This is a genomic window from Pontibacter akesuensis, from assembly GCF_001611675.1.
In the GTDB taxonomy this organism is placed as follows: domain Bacteria; phylum Bacteroidota; class Bacteroidia; order Cytophagales; family Hymenobacteraceae; genus Pontibacter; species Pontibacter akesuensis.
The window spans coordinates 1087499-1109312 of the sequence record NZ_CP014766.1 but is presented as its reverse complement, the minus strand read 5'-3'; the positions used below and the strand labels follow the sequence as shown (position 1 = coordinate 1109312).

Sequence of the window (21814 nt, the reverse complement as noted above, 5' to 3'; positions counted from 1 at the left end):
TCTGGTAAAATATATCGCGTTGCGCACTAATGTCTTGCAAATTGGGAAAGGGCTATTTAACTACCTCCTTCATCCAGTTAGCAATTGTTTCCAGGGCAATGGGCGCTACAGTTTCCTCAAGTTGCCCATACTCTGCCGGAGAGCCGGTTTCAGCTGTCTGGAAAAGGTGGTTGAGGTTGGGCAGTTCTTTGATGGTATACTTCCTGTTTCCAGCTGCTTTCAAGGCTTTTTCGGTGGCGGACAGGTTCCGCTGGGCGGGTACCTGCAGGTCTTTGCTACCGTTAAGAGCCAGTACGGGCATTTTTAGTTGGCGCAGGGTGGGGGCGGGGTCATAGGCCAGGTAGTAGCGCATCCAGGGGGAGCTAAGCTGCGCCACAAGGGTCTGAGCTGCCTGGTCGGTGAGGCCCAGCTGCTGTTGCTCCTGCTCTGTCATACCTGCTTTTGCCTGCTGCTCCAGTTGCCTGATTTTTTCTGCTGCTTTCGTCATGTCGGCCTCTGTGGCAGCCACTTTGAACTGCGCCTCGCGGAGGGCCAGGTATTTTTGCAGTTGCGCCTGCGGCACGCCAGCGTTTTGCAACAGGGCTTTGTTCTGCGCCACAAGCAGCTCTGTGCCCGGCACGGCGTTGCCAGCCAGCAGCGCCACAAAAGCAGCATCAGGATGCCTGGCCGCTACTTTTGCGGCTACCAAGGCGCCTTCGCTGTGGCCGAGCAAGCCGATCTTCTTTTTGTTTATACTTGGGTGATTCTTCAGGAAATTAAAAGCTGCCTCGGCGTCGGAAGCAAAGTCTTCGGTGGTGGCTGTGGCAAAGGTGCCGCCAGACTTTCCCACGCCACGGTCATCGAGGCGCAGCACGGCAAAGCCTTGGCGCGTAAGGTAGTCGGCGAGCAACAGGAAAGGCTTATGGCCAAGTATGGTTTGGTCGCGGTCCTGCGCGCCGGAGCCGGTGAAAAGGACAACTGCCGGATGCGGACCCTTGCCCTGAGGCGTGGTGAGGGTGCCAGCCAGCGTATTGCTTGCAGTTTTGTTCTCCACCGTTACCTCTGTTTCCTGGTAAGGGTACGGCTTGGTAGGTTCCTGTGGCTTTTTTGTTTCCTCGGTAGCGCCTTTTTTCAGCTGCATCGGAAATGATTGTCCGCCCTGCTTCCATTGCCCGTCTATGGTTTCCGGCCCTGTGATCTTGCCTGCGTAGGCCCCGCCAATCGCTTTCATGTCGATGTACAGGCTATCCTGCGCCAGCTTTACTTCCTGCACCGGAATGCCTTTGGCTCCCTGTTTGGGGCTATCCATGGTGGCGGTGAGGGTGCCATCCGGCGCTGGGCTGATGTGGAACACCAGCGGCAGTTCTGTGCCCATCACACGTAGGGCGCCGCTCCAGTCGCCGGTTACACGCGACTGCTGCTGTGCCGCTGCCGTGCCTGCCAAAAGTGTAAAAAAGAGGAAGAGGAGGAGATTAAAGGTTTTCATAGGATTACAAAGTATAGGTTGTTTTTATAGTGCGAAAGCGGGATAGTTTGGATTTAGGCTTACTGGATGAAGCGTTGCTTGAAAGAGGTACACAGCGTCTTAGCCCCGCTTGTTGAAAATGGTTAGTGCCAGGCTGTTTCCTTCCGCAATCAGCTGCACATGAGTTTGCTCCACATCATCAAACTCCATTTGGAAACCGTCGTCGTATCCGCGTTGGTTGGTCATGCGCCAGATATAGAGAATCCTTTTGCGCCGGTTGGCAATCTGTGTCCTGCTGAACTGCCTGTCTAATATAGTAAAATCAATCTGGGGCAGCATGGAAAGTACCACCTCGTCAGAGTTTACATCAAGCGAAACGAGCAGAAACATGTCCTCCAACTGAAACAGCACTTGCTGCAGCAAACCGTTTTCCAGGTCGTGCAGCGCATAAGCATGGGTTACTTCTTGCCCCGTCAGGATGTCAAAATCCGTTATGTCTTCCATTCGATTCAAGGTATAAAATAATACTTTTCCGACCTATAGCTGTACCTGACTAATTACCACAAGTATATGTCAGAAGGCTGCGTACGGGATAAAGCGAGGGCCTCAACGAAGTGCACTGAAGTCCAAAACGGACAGAAACAACTATACTTCCGGCGCGCTTTCTTATTTTTGCAAGGCGCCAACATACCAGCACATGAAAGAAATCAGATTAGTTGCCTGCCTGGCAGGACTTATACTTGCCTCTTGCTCCCAGGATCAAAATAAAGCAGCTGGCGCGGTTGATGCGCCAACCTCAGTCACTCAAACAGATACTGGCTATGTGGAAAGTATAAACCAATGGCATGCGGCGCGGGAGCAGGACCTGCAGCAGGAGACGGGATGGCTGGCACTGTCGGGGCTGTACTGGCTGGAGCCGGGTGTGAATACCTTTGGAAGTGCGGCGGGCAATGATGTGATTTTTCCGGAGGGGAAGATAAACGCCCGGGCAGGCAGTTTTATACTTGAAGGCGATACCGTTCGGCTGCAGGTCAAGGAGAAAACAGATGTGCGGTTAGGCGGCAAACCCGTGCAGCAGGAAGCTCTTGTTTATACTTCGTCGATGGCGCACGCGCCCGAGATGCAGCATGGCCCGCTGAAGTGGCTCGTGATCAGGCGCGGCGACAAGTATGGCATCCGGCTTTGGGATGCAGACCGGGCAGCACGTAAAAGCTTTACTGGCATCACACGCTACCCGGTGCAGCCGGAGTGGAAACTGGAGGCAAGGCTGGAGCAGAACCCGCTTCCCAAGCAGATCCCGATCACTAACGTGCTGGGGCAAACATTGCAGGAGCCGTCGCCGGGAGCGGTGGTGTTTAGTCTGAATGGCCAGCAACACCGCCTCGACGCGCTGGAGGAGGGCGAAGAGCTCTTCATCATCTTTGCGGACAAAACCAACGGCACCGACACCTACGGCTCCGGCCGCTACCTCTACATGCCCAGGCCGGGCGCCGACGGCAAGACTGTTATCGACTTCAACAAGGCCTACAATCCGCCCTGCGCCTTCACCGATTTTGCCACCTGCCCGCTGCCTCCCCGGCAGAATTTCCTGCCTGTTGCCGTTACTGCCGGGGAGAAGAATTATGCTGTGGGTAAATGAGTGGGTTTTGCGTTAGTGGTAACATACTGGCGCAAGCGTCCGCTTGTGCCTTGCGTGAACAAAGCATCTTATTAACTAACGCTTTTTGTTGTCCCGAACGAGAGCAGTGTAGGAGCTGAAATGAGTTCAGTTAGCTGTAGAGAACTATACATGGAATTGTCATCTCGACGATAGGAGAGATCTTTTCAGAATTTCGGATAGATTTCTCACTTGTGCTCAAAATGACATTAATGTATTTAAACCAAGGTTGCTTAGTTCGTGCACGTCGGCACAAGCGGACGCTTGCGCCAGGGATAGTTTTTAGGGGAGTGAAGTATGAATTACTCGAATTATACTTAATCTCGTTCATCACTCATCCTTCAAATATTGCCTAAACCATTCCAGAGTTTCTTCTATCGCTTGGGGCATGGGTGTGCGGTGAAGGTTTGGTAAGGTTTGGTGCAGTTTTGAATCGTCCAGCAGGATGGTGTTCTGCCAGAGATAGCCCATTTCGCTGATCTCGCGCATGCCGGGTGCGACCAAACCCATCAGTCTGAAAAGCCAGCCCGGGTATACTTTATACCTGGGTTCTGTGCCGGCCGCAGCAGCGATCTGCGCCTGCCACTGTTTTATACTTGGCACCACCTCCCCTGCATAGTTATATTCGGTGTAAGGCTGCTGCAGGGGCAGCTTCGACAATTCGTAAAATGCGTTTGCGGCATCGGGGGTGTACACGAGTTGGTGGGGGATATCGTTACGGTAGAGCCAGGGCATGGGTTTGCCGGTCAGAGCACCTCTAAAAACAGGCGCAATTCCCTCATTCAGCACATTAGGACCCCAGAAATCGGGAAGACGGAGGTTGATGACACGGCACCTGCCCTGGGTTGCCGCCTGCTGTAGCAGAAGCTCCAGTTGCACCCTTATTTTGCCCTTTTCGGTAGTTGGGTTAGCGGGTGTGTTTTCGGTGATGACATCAATTAATCCAAAATTATATATGTTTCCCGGGAAAAAAATGGTAGCTTTGTTTATGGCCGCGGCCTCAATAACGTTTCGCGTGACATGTTCCATGTAGTGCTTCCACTTCTCGTACGGGTAATTTATCCCGTGGAAAATGTGCGTCGCTTCTGCTGCCACGGACTTCAGCAGTTCTTCGTCTTGCGCATCGCCACTTACCAGCTCTAACGTGGGCCAGTGGCCAAATAACTTTTGTGCCTTCTGCCTGTTTCTTACCAGTAGCGTCACGTGTTCCTGGTTTCGCAGAAGCGTTTGTGCAAAGGCATACCCAATACTGCCTGTTCCGCCAAGTACTAAAAATCTGGTGCTTTTCTGTGCCATATGCTTTGGTTTTAGGTTGATGCTGTACCAGCAGTTACCGTCGCGTTTACACATGGCCGCTGCTGCAAAAAGGACCTGCCACAAAACATTCGGGTGCAGCGGCAGCACACATCAACGGGAAATTTGCTGCAGGCAGGTGCGGAACCATTTGGGCTGGAACGCCTGTAATATATAGAAAAAGATATTTCGAACCATTATACATACCACATGATTGAAACACCCATGGCAACGAAAACGATTACGAACGAACAGCTGGCAAACGCCATCACCTATACCCAGTACCGCGACCTGATTGACGCCCTGCTTGCAGAGGGCAAGACAACCGGAACCAACCACTCCGAGGAGATGGTGGAGTACACGCGCATGAACATGCACCGCATGCGCCGCATGGAGAAAAACACCGTGCTGCACGATGATGTGATCCAGGTGCTGCTAAGCGTGCAGACGAAGATGATTTGGGTAGTGCTGACGGAGGCCTGGTGCGGCGATGCGGCACAGAACCTGCCGGCACTCGTGAAAATAGCGGATGCTTCCCCATTAATTGAGCTGAAATTGCTGATGCGCGATGAGAACCCGGAGCTGATGGACCAGTACCTGACAAACGGCGGCCGCTCCATCCCGAAACTGATCGCCCTTGACGCCAACACCATGGAGGTGCTTGGTACCTGGGGGCCACGCCCTGTGCCCGCCCAGGAGCTGGTGCTGGAGGCAAAGGCAAAAGACATGCCCTTTAAAGAAATGGCTGAGCAGCTGCACGGCTGGTACGCAAAAGACAAGAGCAACACTTTGCAGGTGGAGCTGCGTGAACTGATCAGCCAGTGGTCTGAACTGACGGCCCCTGCTGAGCTTAATGTAGCCCGCTGTTCTTAAAACCTTACTTGTATTTAGCCCGCGATTTGTTGCAAAAGTTAAAGTGATTTTGCGGCTATTTTATACTTGAGACCAGTTAAAGCACAAGAGGCTGCCGGGAATCGGCAGCCTCTTGTGCTTTAACTTATTCCGGCGGTAGGCATGAGCACCAGCCGCCAGCCATCCGGGTCTTCTACTGTTACGGCGCTCTTAGCTTTCCAGTAGGGGTTTTCAGGCGCCACCTCCGGATAGCCCAGTTGCCCGAGCCGCTCCACTACCTTTTTTTTACTTGCTTCATCCGGAATGTAGAGCACCAACAGGTTGTCTTTGGAGGGAGCAGGGCAGGGGCTACCATTCTCGTGTTGCGTGAACTCCAGGTGGTACGGGAACCCAGGCAAGCCAAGCATCAGGCCATCATACCCCTCGTGCCCGGTAAAGCTGCCCAGCTTTTGCAGCCCAACACCCGCGCAGTAAAAACGCTCGATTTCCTGCAATTTGTCTGTAGGGCGTGCAATCCGCACCTGTGCCACGGGCAGCGAGTCAGGCCATGTGTGCATCATCTACAAGTATAAAGTATGGTCTGGCAAGTATAAATTCTGTTTTACAGCAAACTACCGCGCCGCGCCGGATGCCACTGGCAGTTGCTGCAACAACTCCACATCCACAATTTTGTCGCCTACCTCCAGGCGGTGCACCACATCCATGCCTTCTATCACTTTGGCGAAAATAGTGTAGCGGCCATCGAGGTGCGGTGTAGGGGAGTGGGTGATAAACCACTGGTTGCTCTCAGTGTCTTTCCCGGCGGAGGCCATGCCCAAATAACCTTCCCGGTAATTCAGGGGCGCAAATTCAGAGCGGATGGAGTAGTCGGAGCTGCCCCAGCCGTCACCGCGCTTGTCGCCGCCCTGGGCAACGAAGTTAGGCACCACGCGGTGGAAGTACAGGTTATCGAAGAAGTCCTGGCGGGTAAGTTCTACAAAGTTGGCCACCGTACCAGGGGCGTCCTCCACAAAGAGTTGCAGTTTCACGTTTCCCTTCTCAGTGCGCAGCAGCACCTGCTGGTCTACGGGAATGGTACGCACCAGCGCCCAGTCGATGGGGTGGGTAAAGGGATTCTGCGGTGTCTCGGTCTCTGATTTGCCGTTCAGGTAGTCAATGGCCTTTTGGAGCTCAATGTTGGTTTCCATGTCGCGGGGTAGCTGCAGCTTCTGCTGTGCCTGCGTCAGGAAGCTGAAGTCGGGGTACTGGCTGCGCAGGTTGAACTTCGGGTCGCGGATGGCGGCGGCAGCCATGCCTACCAAGGCCACATCGCCTGTGCCCACCGCACGCTTAAAGATAGTTGCAAAGTCGCTTTCCAGCCGTTTCGGGAAATCAGGTTGCTGGCGCATGAGGATGAGGGCATCCATGGCCGTGGTGGCGATTACGGGCTGCTCCGCTGCAAACATTTCATCGGCAATGTAACGGTAGTTCTCCACGTCGCCGGAAAGGCCTTTTAGCAGGTGTGCCTTGTGGTAAGGCGTGCGGGCATTCTCATACTGCTGCTTGTAGCGCTGGTTCAAAAAACTGCGGCTGTGCGGCTGGCTGTTTTTCAGAATTACCCACATCACGTTGCTGCGCACGCGGGCGTCCTGCAGGTTGGGCAGCACCTGTAGCAGCGGCTCTGTGGGCGCGCCGGCGCTGTTGCCCAGCAAAAACTCCGAGGTGGCTACGGCGGTATTGATGTTCTGGTCCTGCAAAGCGGCAAGTATGGCCGGCTGAATCTCCTTGAAGCCCAGCCCGCTCATGGCCCGGATGGCGTTCAGGCGCACCCGGTAATCCGGGTCGCTTTGCGCCAGTTTCGATAGGAACTGTGCTTTGTCCACGGCTCTTACCTTGGCCAAGGCCTGGGTGGCGGCCATGCGTACCTCAGGCGTCTGGTCGTTGGTGGCCGCGTTTAGGAGTGGCTCCCGGTACTTCGTTAAATCCAGCTTTGGGGTGCGCGCCAGAAACTGGCTGGCGCCCAGGCGGGCCTCGTAGGGGTTGGTGGCAGCTAACAGGGCAACTGCCTTCTCCACGCCTAGCGGCGTGTGTTGCTGGCGGCTACCGGCACGGTACAAGCCCCAGGCCTGCCCGCCAAGCGCCGTCAGGTTAGGCGCCTTATACTTGGCCAGGAAATCAACACCCTTGGCCGTGGCCACTTTCCCGAGTGCCTCCAGCAACTCTGCCTGCACTTCCTGGTTCTGCTCCTGCTGGATGTGACGGATCAGGGCATCTTCGGCTTTAGCATGGCCTACCTGCCCCAGGGCATAGGCGCTGGCCTCGCGCACGGCTACGGCAGAGTCGCCCAGCAGTGTTTGCAGCGACGGAATGGCCAGCGTGTCCTGCACAGAGGCAAATGCCAGCGCCGCCTGCTCCCGGTGCGCTGTGTTAGAGCTGCCCAGGTAGGGCAGCAGCTCAGTGGTATTGCGCCTGTCCTGCAAGGTATAAATGTGCTGCAGGGTAGCATCACCGAACTTATTGAAGGACGGCTCAGCAGGCGTGGCAGTTTTGTTGAGGGGCAAATATTGGCAGGAAGCCAGCGTGCCAAGCGCCAGCAGCCAGGTTGAAGAGAGTTTCATGGGTATCTGTAATTAGTAAGCCTAAGTTACTAAAATGTGCCGGAAAGCAGCAATACAGAATATTTTGAATATTTAAGATAATTAGCTATTTTTAGACGGAAGTAAGGAATTTGGCTGCTTTAGATAAGTAATATAGTACTTTACCTTTATCGTACTAGGCTAAATTCAAGGCTTTGGTAAGGCAGGTGCTTGAAAATAAAGCAGCAGGTGCCGCATCCGGAGCCGCTCATACGCATATTACACAGCAGCAGGCAGAGGGGTAGCCAGAGTAGCGTATAGACCCGGAATACAGTTAAAACAAACCGCGAACCAGTACTGACCAGAGATTCTATGTACGTAAACCTTTACCCCAGCAAAGCATTCCAGGAAACAAAAAGATCGTTGTTACTGATGGGTATGTTTCTTACCCTTGGCGGTGGCTATGCCTTGTTACGCGAGCTTCTTTGGATGGACATGTTCCGGGAAGGTTGGGCCGCAGCCAGTGTTTTGCTCGTGCTGGTGGGAGCCACCATGCTGGCTTTCGGTACGGATATTTTCCGACTGCAGGACGCCTTCTTTTCCATGACGCCGAAGCGGATTGTATACCGGGTGTCTGTGCTGGGACGCCAGCAGGAAATCAACTGGGAAGAAGTTAGCGCCCTGGATATCACCGAATCGCTGGTCACGTTTGTGCTTGTGTCCGGTCGGCAGCGTTATTTGCGGCTGGGTGCCATACAGCAACCCGAAATAGCCCGCCACGTTTCGCGCAGCCTGCACCTGGCCGCCATTGAGAAGGGGCTTGTCCTGAACGGAATAAAAGCGTCCTCTTTCAAACCCGCGCTGCAGGCGTAGGGTTGTACTTTCCAGTTCACTTTTCCGCGCTTTATACAAGTTCCCACAGTTTGGTTTCAGAGCTTTGGCTCAAGTATAAGCCAGATCAAGGTACTTGCTGAAAACGCCATTCCTAAGTATAAACCAAGGCAAAACACAGTTTCACCCATCTCCGGCCAACTTCTAGAGGTTATAAAGAACTGCTTTTGTAAATCTTTCCATTCCAAGGAACTGCCTGCGTAGCGCCTACGCCTTTCAGCTATACCAGAGGCAGCTGTCATCTCAACGGGAATTCTGCTAAATTGCGCCCTCAAACAGAGAGAATGGCAGCACAGACAGCGCGCGTGTACGGATTACAGTTTTGGTTACTCTGCCTGAGTTCCTTTCTTTTCTTCTCCAGCTTCAACATGATCATCCCTGAGCTGCCGGACTACCTGACCAGCCTGGGAGGAGCCGAGTACAAGGGCCTGATCATCGCACTATTTACCATTACGGCTGGGCTCTCCAGGCCATTCAGTGGCAAATTGGCCGATACCATCGGACGTGTGCCGGTGATGATCGTTGGGGGCGTGGTGTGCATTGCGGCGGGTTTTATGTATCCGTTGGTGGGGTCGGTTGGGGCTTTTCTGCTGCTGCGCTTTCTGCACGGGTTCTCCACTGGGTTCACACCCACGGGCAAGTCTGCTTACGTGGCCGATGTGGTGCCGGTGGCGCGGCGCGGCGAGGCCATGGGGCTCCTGGGCCTGTCGGGCAGTTTGGGAATGGCGGCCGGGCCAGCCCTGGGCGGTTTTATCGCGAATCAGTTTACCGTGGATGTGATGTTCTACACCTCGTCGGCGGCGGCTTTTCTGTCGGTGGCGGTGATCTGGCACATGCACGAAACGGTGAAGAACCCGGAACCCTTCCGGCTGGGCCTGCTGCGCATCTCGCGCCGCGAAGTGCTGGAGCCACGCGTGCTGGCACCCTCGCTGGTCATGCTGCTCAGTACTTTCTCCTTCGGCACCATCCTGACTATTATTCCTGATTTCAGCGAGTTCCTAGGCATTCAGAACAAAGGACTGTTCTTTACCTCATTCACCCTTTCGTCGCTGGCCATCCGTTTTCTGGCTGGCAAAGCCTCGGATAAGTATGGGCGCGTGGTGGTGCTGCGTGTAAGCACCGGCCTGCTCACCCTGGCCATGGTAACGATCGGAATGGTTTCTTCGGCCACGGAACTGCTGCTGGCCGGGGTGCTGTTTGGAGTGGCGACAGGCATGAACTCGCCCACCGTCTACGCCTGGACCATCGACCTGAGCCACGACGCCCACCGGGGCAGGGCCATGGCCACCATGTACATTGCGCTGGAAATCGGCATCGGCCTGGGTGCGCTAGGCTCAGGCTGGCTTTACGGCAACCAAAGCAGCAATTTTACGCTTGTTTTCTGGTCGGCAGCTGTGTTTTCGCTACTGGCGTTCCTGTACCTGATGCTGATGGTAAAGCGCCGGCATTCTATGGAATACGTCTAGTTGTTCCTGCGCGTGGCCTTTCCGCAACCACCCGCTCCTGCAGGTATCGTTTGCTGCTATAAACGATAGGACGGTTTTCTTACCCCGACACCTTCGCTACAGTTATGCTGGTAATGCCGCGTTGGTCAGCACGCATAATGTTAAGGTACGGCATCAAGCTTTTTCTTCGGTTTGATGGGGCCATGCAAGGGTTTTATAAAATTGCACAAAATCTATACTTGTCACGCAGCCGAATAGTACCTGAAAAAGCACAGTTTTTTAGAGTGTTTGTTATTCTCAAGGTTGCAGACGAGTTGTGTTATTCATTTTAACTATTCTAAAAATAGCATCCACAGTTGTTTTACTGTCATTCACTTGTTTTTCAAAGCAGAAACACATTATCACTCATACACTCCCTCCAAAGCTCCCGTACATTTCTACCATGTTGAACACATCTATAATTTAAGCTATGAAGAAAAACACACTCAGAACCTTTGGCCTATGCCTGGGCTTACTTGGCCTATTTAGTTGCGAACAAGAAAACATGGTGGAGCCAGACCTTGCAGGTGTAGCCGTACAACCTGCCGCTGAACCCGGCTACTATACCATCGACTTCGAGCAGTTTACAGCAGAAAACCCTGAAAACCTTCCTTTTATTTCTGAAGTATCCGGCGCTTATGGCGTGGTGGGCGTGCACAACATGCTTCGCACGTCCAGTGGTGCATGGCAGGAGACAAACGTGGCCCGCATTTATGATGCCATGAACCCCACCGGCGATGACGCCCATGACCTTGGCCAGCCAAAGCAACTAGGCAAAATGCTGATCGCCAACCAGTATACTGAAGCATATATTGCCGCCAACCCAGATGCAATAGATGGCGTGAACGGAAGAATTGCAGGGCCGAACGACAACGCCTGGGGAGCGAAAATGAACCTTGACTTCTCGAAGGCTAAAGGTGCCGTTACCATGCGCTCTATCACGGTGGTGGACATCGACACAGATGACAACGAAAACCAGTCTTACGTGATGCTGACTACCACAGACGGGAACACGCATAAATTCGACCTGGAGATGTATTCTACAGAAGGATATCCGCAGGTAGTGGATCTGAAAGGAATAACCAATGTAGTGAAGCTGGAAGTAATGTTTGACGGCGAGGGAATTGTGGGTTCCGGCGCAATCGACAACATCGTGTTTAAGGTGGTTGAAACTACGCCTCCGCCAGCTGCGCCGTACGGCTGTACCCTAACCCAGGGCTACTGGAAGAACCATGCATCCGGCAAGAAGTATGACGCCACGTGGGATGGAATGGAAGACGATGTCTTCTACAACAGCGATCAGACATACCTGCAGGTACTGAACACAGCGCCAAAAGGAGGAAACGCTTACTACATTTTAGCGCATCAGTTCATTGCAGCTAAGCTGAACATGAAGAAAGCGTCTTCTACGCCGGAAGTAACGGCGGCATTTGAAAAAGCGATGTCTTATTTTGAGGATGCGACACCTGCCAATCCGTATGCTACTGTTTCAAAGGAAATGTTAGTGGAGTGGGCCGGTATCCTGGCTGACTATAATGAGGGCAAAACTGGTCCAGGCCATTGCGATTAGCCGTATAAGCTATACTTTTAGAAATTAGAAAAGAGGGTGCCTAACAAGTACCCTCTTTTCTTGTTACCCTTTGAACACGATCCCGCTACATACGTTTTAGCCTAAAGTATGAACAGCCAATTTATAAATGCACTTTTTGAGCGCCACCAGCAGGCGCGCCACCACGTGCCCGCCTCGGCCATGTGCCACCTGGTGGAGGGCGTGCTGCAGTTGCTTTTCCCGCCCCTGGCCGATGAGCGTTTTGAGACAGTGCAGGAACTGGAGGATTTCGCTGAGCGGCTGCGCGAAGACTTGCGGCGCATTCTGGTAAGTATGGCGCAGGAACTGCCATTGCCTCCCGCAGAAGTGGCCGAACACATGATGGAGCAGCTGCCGCACATCCACAACCTGCTGCTGCTCGATGCCGAAGCTATCGCCGCCGGCGACCCGGCCGCACAAAGCACCGGTGAGGTGATCCGCACCTATCCTGGCTTTAAGGCCATTGCTGTTTACCGCCTGGCGCACGCCCTGTACCAGCTTCGGGTGCCGCTGTTTCCGCGCGTGCTCACAGAGTACGCTCACGCCAGCACAGGCATCGATATACATCCCGGTGCGCAGATTGGGACGCACTTTTGCATCGACCACGGCACCGGCATCGTGATAGGGGAGACGGCCATACTTGGAAACCAGGTGAAACTGTATCAGGGCGTCACGCTGGGGGCGCTGAGCGTAGACAAGGCGATGGCTAACATTAAACGCCACCCTACACTGGAGAGCAAGGTGATTGTTTATGCCGGAGCCACCATACTGGGCGGGAACACGGTGGTGGGAGCCAACAGCATTGTGGGCGGTAACGTATGGTTAACCGAGAGTGTACCGCCCCATTCACGCGTCTACCACCGCCCGCAGATAGACGTCAGACGATCCCCGGATCCCCAGAACGCTATAAATTTTTCCATCTGAAAACATAAAGCAGCATCATATGAAAGCCAACACTGTATTAGAGATCATCGGAAACACGCCGCATGTGCGCATCAACAACCTGTTTGACAAAGATGTGGAAGTATGGATGAAGCTGGAGCGCAGCAATCCCGGCGGCAGCATTAAAGACCGCATCGCCCTGGCCATGATTGAGGACGCAGAGCGAAAAGGCAACCTGAAAGAGGGAAGCATCATCATCGAACCCACTTCAGGCAACACAGGCGTAGGGCTGGCCATGGTGGGTGCCGTGAAAGGCTACCAGGTGGTGTTGGTGATGCCGGAGTCCATGTCTATCGAGCGCCGCCGCCTGATAGCCGCCTACGGGGCCCGATTGGAACTGACGCCGCGCGAGTTGGGCATGAAAGGAGCTATTGCACGTGCCCGGGAGATGGTGGAGGAAAATGCCGATGCCTGGATGCCGATGCAGTTCGATAACGAAGCCAACACACAAATTCACGTTGACACTACTGCCCAGGAGATTTTGAAAGATTTCCCGGATGGATTTGATTACCTGATCACAGGTGTGGGTACCGGCGGACATATTACAGGTGTGGCGCAGGTGTTGAAAAAGCAATTTCCGAACCTGAAGGTGTTTGCCGTAGAGCCGGCTGCATCGGCAGTGCTGAGCGGCGGAGCACCAGGCCCGCACCCGATCCAGGGCGTTGGAGCCGGCTTCATCCCAAGTATAATGGATACTACTTTGCTGGATGGCGTGATACAGGTAGAGGCAGACGAAGCCTTTGACTACACACGCCGGGCAGCCCGCGAAGAAGGCTTGTTCATCGGCGTTTCGTCTGGCTCGTCGCTGGTGGCTGTTGCCAAAAAGATAGAGGAGGAGATTCCCGCAGGCGCCAAGGTACTCACGTTCTGCTACGATACCGGTGAACGTTACCTGTCTGTTGAAGGTCTGTTCGTATAAATTTATACTTGTAGAAAGTCTGAAAATGCCTCCTGCCACACCTGGGCAGGAGGCATTTTTGTTAATCACCCGCTACCAGGGCTGTCATGCGCCACTTTCCGTTCCTGCCTTTGTTCAGCAGCGCGCGGTAGCCGACGGGGCTATACACGTCGGTGTGGTGCACGTAGCCCTGTAGCTTTCCATCAGTGGTCTGGGCCGCCCACCATTCCTTTTTCGGTGCCTGCTCCCCCTGCGGATAGGAGTTTTCGTAATCTACCTGCAGAACCACCCTGTCTAGTGTGCAAATGCCTTCAGCGCTGACAGCAGGTTGCTCCCGAAGCGTAGCCCCGTCTTTCACCACGGCCACGTGCGAGAACGCGTCAATGGAATCGGGCCATTTGCTGTACACATAAGGCAGCGCGTACAGGTTCTTGTCTTCCACGATCGGATAGCCCCCACCCAAACGCAGCAGGTGATCCAGGAGCAGCCATACTTCCGCATCCTTGTTTTCAGGGTGCCATTGCTCTGTAAAGCTGCTCCAGCCGCCCGTGCCGCCAAAGCTTGTTTTGATATTTGGGTCTAGCAACTGTTGCAACTGCTCTGGGTTCTGCGTTTGCACCGCTTGCCGGAGATCTGTCAGATAAGCATTTAAGCTTGCATCCTTTACAGTTGCCTCAGATGGCAGCAGCAACGGCGACTCTGTGGTGCAGCCCGGTACCGCAGCAACGCCAGCAGCTACTGAATCCTGTGGGGCGGTTGGCTGTGTGGTGGTGGCGCTTTGCAATTCTGAGCTGTCCGGGCTGCTGCAGGCGCTCAGGCAGCCGCTAAGTAGGAGGGCAAGTATAAACGGGTGGTATTTCATGGTGTGGTAAGTATGGATGCTTATTTCCGGCTTACATACGGGAAATGCGCGGCAATCGCCAGGGGCTGGCTGAATTTATACTTGCGGCGGAACTGCAGGGATAATAGCTGCTGTGACTTTAGCTTGAAGCAGGAGGCTGTACTTATTAGGTATAAAATGGAATCTGAAACCAGTATGAGAAATGTAAGTACAAAAAAAAGCACTTACAATTTTTAGTCGTAAGTGCCTTTTTATCAAGTGTGGAGAATATCGGAGTCGAACCGATGACCTCTTGCATGCCATGCAAGCGCTCTAGCCAGCTGAGCTAATCCCCCTTGTGTGGCACAAAAATAGGGGAAATAATTTAGATGCAAAACATCTCCTCAAAATTTTTGTACAAAAAAAGGGGCAGCGAAAGCTGCCCCTTTTGTCATGTGTGCCGAAGCACGATTTTAGCTTAGTTGAAGATGTAACGAACACCAAGCTGTCCCTGCCATCTTGAATCGAACTGAGAGAGGTTGTAAGCTCTGCTGTTCGGGTTGAAGGTGAAGGTTGGCTCGTTTGTTACTTTGTCTCTGCCTGCATAACGAAGTATCTCGTTGGCGCTGTTGCCTACGAAGTACTGGTGACCCCAATCCTTGTTGATCAGGTTGCCTACGTTGAACACGTCGAACGTGATTTGCAGTGTGTGCTTCTTCTCGCCTGCGTTGATATAGAAGTCCTGCAACAGACGAAGGTCAAACTGGTGTGTCCACGGCATACGGGCACCATGGCGCTCGGCATAGCTGCCTCTGTTTGCGCTCAGGTAGTCATCGTTCGCGATAAAGGCATCAAGTGCTGTCCACTGGTCGTCAGGGCTGATAGTTACATCACCAGATTTGAAAGGAACAAGGTTGATCTCTGAACGGTCACGTGGGATGTAAAGCAAGTCGTTTCCACGGTTTGCATCGTTGTTCAAGTCCTGAGAATATAGGTACGTGAACGGAAGGCCAGACTGTCCCTGGTAGAACAAAGAGATACCAGTAGAGAAGTTGTCGCCATACTTAAACGTGTAACCTGTAGTTCCTACAATTCTGTGGCGCAGATCGTAACGGGAGTAACCAAGCTCAGGGTTGTTCGGGTCGTTTACAATCTGGTTGAATTCCCAGTTAGACAAAGCAGTTGAGCTTGTGCCAGAGTTTACGTCCTTAGACTCTCCGTACGTATAGGCAATTGATGTCTGCAATCCGTTGATAAAGTCCTTGCGCAACTGCCCTGTAAGGCTGTAACGGTATCCTTTATTTGTGTTGTCCAGCAGGATTACGTTAGTGTAGTCGTTGTTCACACGACGCTCTGATGAGCTAGAGGCATAAACGTTACGGTTGTCAACACCTGGCAAGGTTCCAACAGGAGCTGTCAGGTTCAGGTTTCTGTATACTACATCGTTCAGAGTCTTGGAATAGATACCTTCCACTGTCAGTACAACTTCACCAGGAAGTGTGTAGTCAAATGCCAGGTTGCTTCTCCATACCTGCGGTAACTTGAAGTCTTCTGAAACAACGTTAACCTCTACCGTTGTGTTGCTGGCACCAGCGTTGCGCTGCTCATCGATATCTGTGATAAACTCTTTCGGGTTGTTCTGGAATACTGTTCCGAAGATAGTACCTGTGTTAGTGAACTGGTTAGACAGCCAAACAAAAGGAACACGGCCAGTAAAGATACCAGTACCACCACGAACCTGGAAAGAACGGTCTTCAGTTGGCGTATAGTTGAAACCAAAGCGAGGTGCCCACAGGATGTTTCCACCTGGTGTGCGGTCGGTTCTTAAACCAGGAGCTACCGTAGCAAAGTCATTCTCAAACTTCTGGTTTCTTGGAGGCGCGTCCGGGAAAACCGGAAGGTCGGCACGCAAGCCAAGCGTCAGTTTAAGTTTTTCAGAAGCTGTGAACTCATCCTGAATGTAGAAACCAAGCTGCATGGCGTTAAACTCAGCGGCTGGTCTGGCGTCGTCAGTCAGAGAGTAAGTAGCCTGTACACGTGAAGCTCTTTCTGCATAGAAATCTTCAAGGCTATTGAAATCCCAACGGCCGTTAGCATTGTTGATGAACAGGTTGCGGAACTTGAAGAATTCGTTGTGCGTACCCACTGTGAAATTGTGGCGGCCTAAGATGTACGTGAAGTTGTCAGTGATTTCGAAGATGTCCTGATCCAGCTCATTCGCAGTGGAAGAACGCTGTGCACCAAATTCAAATGTTCCGATCGGGTCGTTGATAGTCACCTGTGGGAACAGGTCTCCTGCAATGGCGCGCTGATCTCTGATGCGGGAATAACCCAGAATCAGGTTATTTGAAATTTCGTTGCTGAAGCGGCTGTTCAGTTCTACAACAGAGCTGTTGGTAGAACTTGTGAACTGGTACGCGTTGTTACCAAAGCGCAGGAAGCTACGGCTTCTGGAGAATTCATCCTGGAATGCATCAACGAAATTATGGCGAACTGTAAGCTGGTGCTGGTCGCTGATGTTAAAGTCAAGGCGGGCAAAGAACTTGTCGCTGTTTGTCTCGCGGTCAAAAGCACCGAAAGAACCTACGTTGTAGCCATAGGTTTCCTGTACATAAGCAGCCAATTGCTGGGCAGCGCCCAGTGGAATCTGTGATTCAGCTGAACCTGGTGCAAAGCGTAGTGGCTCAGTAATGCGTGTGGCATCGTAGTTAAAGAAGAAGAACACCTTGTCGCGGAGGATCGGGCCACCAACACGAACACCGTACTGGTAGTTGCTGAACTCATCCGCTCTTACGCGCTCGCCTTCTACTGCCTTACCGATTGTTTTTTCGTTACGTCCAAAAGCATAAACAGAGCCTGTGAAGTCGTTTGATCCGGAACGTGTTACGGCGTTGATACCGCCGCCAGTGAAGTTACCCAGCTTTACATCGTAAGGGGCTACCACTACCTGAATCTGCTCAATGGCATCAAGGGAAATAGGCTGCGTGCCTGCTCCTCCACCTGGAGTGCCGCTGCTCGCAAGACCGAAAACGTCGTTGTTCACGGCACCGTCAATGGTGATGTTGTTGTAGCGGTTGCTAGATCCGGCGATAGAGTTGCCGGAAGCCTGTGGCGTTAAACGCGTGAAATCCTGAAGGCTTCTGCTCAGGGTAGGCAGGTTCTCAATCTGCTCGCGCGATACGTTTGTAGCGGCACCGGTGCGATCCTGGTTGAAAACGTCGTTTTTCTCTCCAACAACCTCTACCTCGCTTAGCTGACGGGTGTCTTCTGACAACGTGATGTCAACACGGGCTGTTTGGCCCAGGCTCAGCATCACACCCTCAACTACCTGCTCCTGGTAGCCGATGTAAGAAGTTCTAACAGTGTAAGGCCCACCTACACGCATGTTCTGGATGTTGTAACGGCCATCCGAGTCAGTGCCAGCCACATATTGTGTGCTTGTAGGGGTGTGCACTGCAATAACAGTTGCACCTGGTAAAGCTGTGCCGCTCTGGTCCTTAACCGTTCCGATCAAGGCAGCGGTCGTGTTACCCTGTGCCCAGCTGTACTGCACAGTCAGTACCATTGCCAGAAGGAGGCACAGTTTACAATAAAAGTTTTTCATAAAAAATAAATTGGAGTTGATTGATTTTCCCGCAAAGGTAAGTTAGTCAAGGGTATTTATCATAACATTGCTGTTAATTCTGTGTTAAAATCTTCAGGCCTTAGCCCAGCACAGCGCACGGCAACTATTATGTAACGGAGAAAGAAAAAACGCAGGGCGACACGCTACATTCCCGTGCGTATCGCCCTGCGTTTTTTGTTGGACTGCTACTACAGCCCTGCCTATTTATACTATGTGTTAGCATGATTAGAACACCGGAGGCCTGACGGCCTTGACAAAGATTTTCTGGTAATGCGGAGCGTACAGGTTGTTCTCGATCACACCCAGGGAGGAGGAGGCGTGTATAAACCGTACTTCATCCCGGCTTATCACTTCTGTTACCATGCCTACGTGCGTAATGTCGCGCTTGCTGGAGCCGAAGAAAACCAGGTCGCCTTCCTTCAGGTCCTTTGGCTTAACAGGTTTTCCATACTCGCTCTGCTCCTCTGAAGTACGCGGAAGTATAACATCTATACTTTGGAAGGAGGTGCAGAGCAGACCGGAACAATCCATACCCACCCGCGTGGTGCCGCCCCATCTGTAAGGTACGCCGGTATACGACCTTGCCGCACTGATAACAGTGGCTACATCCTTGTCAAGGTTCCGGTTCATGCGGGTGCGGCTGGTGCGATCTTTAGACCTGGAGGCAATTTTCCCACTGCCTGTGCCCCCCTTGCGCGCAGCGCGCTTCTCGGCGGCTATCTCACGGGCTGATTTATAGTCTTCGCCCCGCTTGCTAAACGTAGGCTTCGATGTCTGGCAGGAGGCCATCAGGACCAGAAAAAAGATAAAAAGGGCGGCAGTAGCAAAATGGGTTTTCAAAGCGTATTTTAGCAAGTCTGGTAGAACATACGTTTATTCACAGGCTAATTTAAGGAGAAGCCTTTCTAATTGAAAATGAAATTTAACCAAATCACACCCGAAGCTGTCGAAGCTTTCGCCGCCATCGTTGGCCGGGAGCACGTGCTGCTGCCTACCGCCACCGACGATATGCTGCGCTATACCCACGACGAAACAGAGGACCTTCGCTACGTGCCCGAGGTGGTTCTTAAACCTGCTAACGCGGCTGAGATCAGCCGTATTATGCAGTATTGTCACGAAAATATTATTCCCGTTACTCCGCGTGGGGCAGGAACAGGCCTTAGCGGCGGGGCACTGGCTATTCATAAAGGCGTGGTGCTCTCCACAGAGCGCCTGAATAAAATCATCGAGATCGACGAGCGCAACCTACAGGCGACGGTAGAGCCGGGCGTGATTACGCAGGTGTTTCAGGAGGCAGTGATCGCCCGAGGCCTGTTTTACCCGCCAGACCCATCCAGCCGTGGCAGTTGCTTTCTGGGCGGCAACCTGAGCGAGTCGAGCGGGGGGCCAAGGGCGGTGAAGTATGGCGTCACCAAAGACTACGTGCTGAATGTGGAGGTGGTGCTGCCATCCGGTGAGATTACCTGGACGGGAGCGAACGTGCTCAAGAACGCCACCGGCTATAACCTGACGCAGCTTATGATCGGTAGCGAGGGCACACTGGGCATCATCACCCGGATTGTGTTCAAGCTGATTCCCTTTCCGACCCAGAACCTGGTGATGCTGGTTCCCTTCCGCAAAGAGGAGGAGGCCTGCGAGGCGGTATCGAAGATATTCGTGGCGGGCATTGTTCCCTCTGCGCTGGAGTTCATGGAGCGCGAGGCGATAGAATGGGCCGACCGCTACCTGGGAAACAACATCGAGCGCCCGGCAGATGAGTTGGCGCACCTGCTCATCGAGCTCGACGGGAATGACATGGATCTGCTCTTCAAAGATGCGGAGCGGGTGTATGAGGTGCTGGAGGCCTTTGATGTAGGGGAGATTCTGGTAGCCGACAACGAGAAGCAGAAAGCCGAGCTCTGGCTGTTGCGCCGCAATGTGCCGCATGCGGTTAAGGGCAACTCCATCTATAAGGAGGAAGATACAGTGGTGCCTAGGGCGGAACTACCCATGCTGCTAAGAGGCGTGAAAGAGATTGGGGCGAAGTATAACTTTAAATCTGTCTGTTACGGGCACGCTGGCGACGGTAACCTGCACGTGAACATAGTGAAGGCCGATATGAGTGATGAGGATTGGAATAACAAGCTGCCCGATGGGATAAAAGAGATATTTGAGCTGTGCGTGCGATTGGGCGGCACGATCTCCGGTGAGCACGGCATAGGACTGGTACAGCGGCCATACATACACATTGCCCTGAATGAGGTGCAGTTGCGGCTGATGCGGGGCATCAAAGAACTGTTCGACCCACGGGGCATCCTGAATCCCGGGAAAATATTCTAAAACAGAAAGAGGCGCAGTTTGTAACAGCTGCGCCTCTTTTTATACTTGTGGCAGGAGGTAAACTCCGCCGTCTTCAGTTCGATCTTTTCTTGTCCTTCTGGCCCTGGTCCTGGGCTAGTTTGTTGTCCATGCCGCGCAGGTTAAGCCACGACTGCATTAAATTCAGGTGAGACTCGTTTAAGGGTGCTTCCTGTGGCCACTCTGGCAGGGGAGTAATTCTAGGTATTTTCATGGCAGGTATAGTTTGTTGTGTTTTACTTGGCTGTATAGCAATTTTGTTTTTTTCTGGTTTGCTGTTGTTTTGTATGTTGTCTGTTTTCATGGTGTATAAGTATGGTTATGGATGTACAGGCTCATGCTTCTTCTTTTCTTCCTGTACGAAGTTGCTTACATAGTTTGATATTTCGTCTGCGCTGTCCTCCTGCAGGAAATGTCCGCCCTCCTCAAACGGAATCACGTAGCACTCATGGAAAAACTTCTTCCAGCGCTGCAGTGCTTCAATGTGAATTAGCTTGTCTCGCTCTCCCCAAAGTATAAGCGTCGGTATCTGCTGAATCTTTTTGCGTTCCTGCCAGAGTTCATCGTACCACTTGGTTGCCCCGACCAGTTCCCGCGCGCAAGCCAGGTTCCGGACATGGTCTTCAGGGCTTCCCAGGGCTTTTATATAATGCTGCTTGATAGGTTCAGGCATATTCTCCTCCTCTTCAAACAAGTCGTGAATCAGCGTAGCAGCTGATACATTGAGCTTGGAGTGCAAAAACTGACCCAACGGGCCCACGAGCAGCTTGCTTGATTTGGGGAAGGTTTCGTGCCTGGAGAGCGACCAGGTCCAGGAATTAAGCATCACGATGTTCCGCACATTATCGGGATGGTTGATGGCATAGGCCATGCCTATGGGGGTGCCGAAATCATGTACAAGCAGTGTTATATCCTGCAACTGCAGGTGCTCCATCAGCTTTTCAAAGTTCGCCGCATGCGCCCGTGGCTTGTAACTCCAGTCTTCCGGCTTGTCTGAAAGGCCAAACCCAATCATGTCCATCGCAATGCAGCGGTACTTTTTAGATAGGATCTTGATCAGGTTGCGGTACAGGAACGACCAGGCCGGAGTGCCGTGTATCATCACAATAGGCGTACCCTCCCCCTCATCGATATAATGCATTCTGCCCGCCTCAAGCGTAATATAATGTGACTTAAAGGGATACTCCTTCTTATCAAGCCAGTTTGGTTTCATAACCTAAGGGTGATACGTGTATCTTATCTATACTTCAAAAAGAGGGGCAGGTTGTTGATTTAACTTAAAAAGAAAGCCGCTTAAACAGAAATCATAGAAGACATTGCAATTTTATGCCGCTTAGCCCCAATTTATACTTTAGACTAAGTAAACAGAGAGGAAAAGGGACGTTCAAATTATCCTTTATACTTCTATATAATAAAAAACTAATCTTT

General features: G+C 52.6%; 18 protein-coding genes and 1 tRNA gene. 8 read left to right on the top strand and 11 right to left on the bottom strand.

Annotated elements, in window-relative coordinates:
• Positions 1–52 precede the first annotated feature (52 nt).
• Complete coding sequence (locus tag A0W33_RS04575; RefSeq protein WP_082815126.1) at positions 53–1465, bottom strand: alpha/beta hydrolase family protein; 1413 nt, start codon at positions 1463–1465, stop codon at positions 53–55.
• Between the two features lie 99 nt (positions 1466–1564).
• The gene (locus tag A0W33_RS04570; protein WP_068837069.1) at positions 1565–1948 is read right to left on the bottom strand and encodes a DUF6334 family protein; all 384 of its coding nucleotides are present in this window, start codon (positions 1946–1948) and stop codon (positions 1565–1567) included.
• Between the two features lie 193 nt (positions 1949–2141).
• Here A0W33_RS04570 and A0W33_RS04565 point away from each other — a divergent pair, with 193 nt between their 5' ends.
• Positions 2142–3083 carry a DUF1684 domain-containing protein gene (locus tag A0W33_RS04565; RefSeq protein WP_068837068.1) on the top strand — a complete coding sequence of 314 codons (942 nt, stop codon included), beginning with the start codon at positions 2142–2144 and terminating at the stop codon, positions 3081–3083.
• 348 nt (positions 3084–3431) lie between these two features.
• Here the strand turns inward: A0W33_RS04565 and A0W33_RS04560 are convergent, their stop codons facing one another.
• Complete coding sequence (locus A0W33_RS04560; protein WP_068839930.1) at positions 3432–4397, bottom strand: NAD-dependent epimerase/dehydratase family protein; 966 nt, start codon at positions 4395–4397, stop codon at positions 3432–3434.
• A 207-nt stretch (positions 4398–4604) separates the two neighbouring features.
• Between A0W33_RS04560 and A0W33_RS04555 the strand changes: the two genes are divergently transcribed.
• The gene (locus A0W33_RS04555) at positions 4605–5267 is read left to right on the top strand and encodes a thioredoxin family protein (protein ID WP_244888617.1); all 663 of its coding nucleotides are present in this window, start codon (positions 4605–4607) and stop codon (positions 5265–5267) included.
• Positions 5268–5386: 119 nt separating this feature from the next.
• Here A0W33_RS04555 and A0W33_RS04550 read toward each other — a convergent pair whose 3' ends face one another.
• Entirely contained in the window at positions 5387–5806 is a 420-nt protein-coding gene (locus A0W33_RS04550; RefSeq protein ID WP_216637173.1) for a VOC family protein, read from the bottom strand.
• Positions 5807–5857: 51 nt separating this feature from the next.
• Positions 5858–7843, bottom strand: coding sequence for a peptidylprolyl isomerase (locus A0W33_RS20745; protein WP_082815125.1), 1986 nt, complete (start codon positions 7841–7843; stop codon positions 5858–5860).
• 396 nt (positions 7844–8239) lie between these two features.
• Here A0W33_RS20745 and A0W33_RS04540 point away from each other — a divergent pair, with 396 nt between their 5' ends.
• The 5 genes from A0W33_RS04540 to cysK all read left to right on the top strand — a co-directional run bounded on the left by A0W33_RS04540 (position 8240) and on the right by cysK (position 13625).
• A complete protein-coding gene (locus A0W33_RS04540) occupies positions 8240–8674 on the top strand; it encodes a hypothetical protein (protein WP_139237204.1) in 435 nt (144 codons plus the stop codon).
• A gap of 302 nt (positions 8675–8976) precedes the next feature.
• Positions 8977–10158: an MFS transporter gene (locus A0W33_RS04530; protein ID WP_068837065.1), complete on the top strand. Its 1182-nt coding sequence runs from the start codon at positions 8977–8979 to the stop codon at positions 10156–10158.
• Positions 10159–10606: 448 nt separating this feature from the next.
• Positions 10607–11746: a hypothetical protein gene (locus A0W33_RS04525; RefSeq protein ID WP_068837064.1), complete on the top strand. Its 1140-nt coding sequence runs from the start codon at positions 10607–10609 to the stop codon at positions 11744–11746.
• A 108-nt stretch (positions 11747–11854) separates the two neighbouring features.
• Positions 11855–12688, top strand: coding sequence for a serine O-acetyltransferase EpsC (epsC, locus tag A0W33_RS04520; RefSeq protein ID WP_068837063.1), 834 nt, complete (start codon positions 11855–11857; stop codon positions 12686–12688).
• Positions 12689–12707: 19 nt separating this feature from the next.
• Complete coding sequence (gene cysK / locus A0W33_RS04515; RefSeq protein ID WP_068837062.1) at positions 12708–13625, top strand: cysteine synthase A; 918 nt, start codon at positions 12708–12710, stop codon at positions 13623–13625.
• A gap of 61 nt (positions 13626–13686) precedes the next feature.
• On the opposite strand, the gene A0W33_RS04510 is transcribed toward cysK, so the two are convergent.
• The 4 genes from A0W33_RS04510 to A0W33_RS04495 form a co-directional block, all read right to left on the bottom strand.
• Positions 13687–14466, bottom strand: a complete 780-nt coding sequence (locus A0W33_RS04510; protein WP_068837061.1) for a hypothetical protein — start codon at positions 14464–14466, stop codon at positions 13687–13689.
• 240 nt (positions 14467–14706) lie between these two features.
• A tRNA-Ala gene (locus tag A0W33_RS04505) sits at positions 14707–14780 on the bottom strand.
• 122 nt (positions 14781–14902) lie between these two features.
• Positions 14903–17989, bottom strand: coding sequence for a TonB-dependent receptor (locus tag A0W33_RS04500; RefSeq protein ID WP_244888616.1), 3087 nt, complete (start codon positions 17987–17989; stop codon positions 14903–14905).
• A gap of 285 nt (positions 17990–18274) precedes the next feature.
• The gene (locus tag A0W33_RS04495) at positions 18275–18889 is read right to left on the bottom strand and encodes a C40 family peptidase (protein WP_229802237.1); all 615 of its coding nucleotides are present in this window, start codon (positions 18887–18889) and stop codon (positions 18275–18277) included.
• A 75-nt stretch (positions 18890–18964) separates the two neighbouring features.
• Here A0W33_RS04495 and A0W33_RS04490 point away from each other — a divergent pair, with 75 nt between their 5' ends.
• On the top strand, positions 18965–20368 hold the full coding sequence (locus A0W33_RS04490; RefSeq protein WP_068837059.1) for an FAD-binding oxidoreductase: 1404 nt from the start codon (positions 18965–18967) through the stop codon (positions 20366–20368).
• 73 nt (positions 20369–20441) lie between these two features.
• On the opposite strand, the gene A0W33_RS20825 is transcribed toward A0W33_RS04490, so the two are convergent.
• Both A0W33_RS20825 and A0W33_RS04480 read right to left on the bottom strand, forming a co-directional pair.
• Positions 20442–20600 (bottom strand): hypothetical protein, encoded by a 159-nt coding sequence (locus tag A0W33_RS20825; protein WP_157577989.1) that lies wholly within the window; start codon positions 20598–20600, stop codon positions 20442–20444.
• Positions 20601–20705: 105 nt separating this feature from the next.
• Positions 20706–21599, bottom strand: a complete 894-nt coding sequence (locus A0W33_RS04480) for an alpha/beta fold hydrolase (RefSeq protein ID WP_068837057.1) — start codon at positions 21597–21599, stop codon at positions 20706–20708.
• Between the last annotated feature and the right edge of the window lie 215 nt (positions 21600–21814).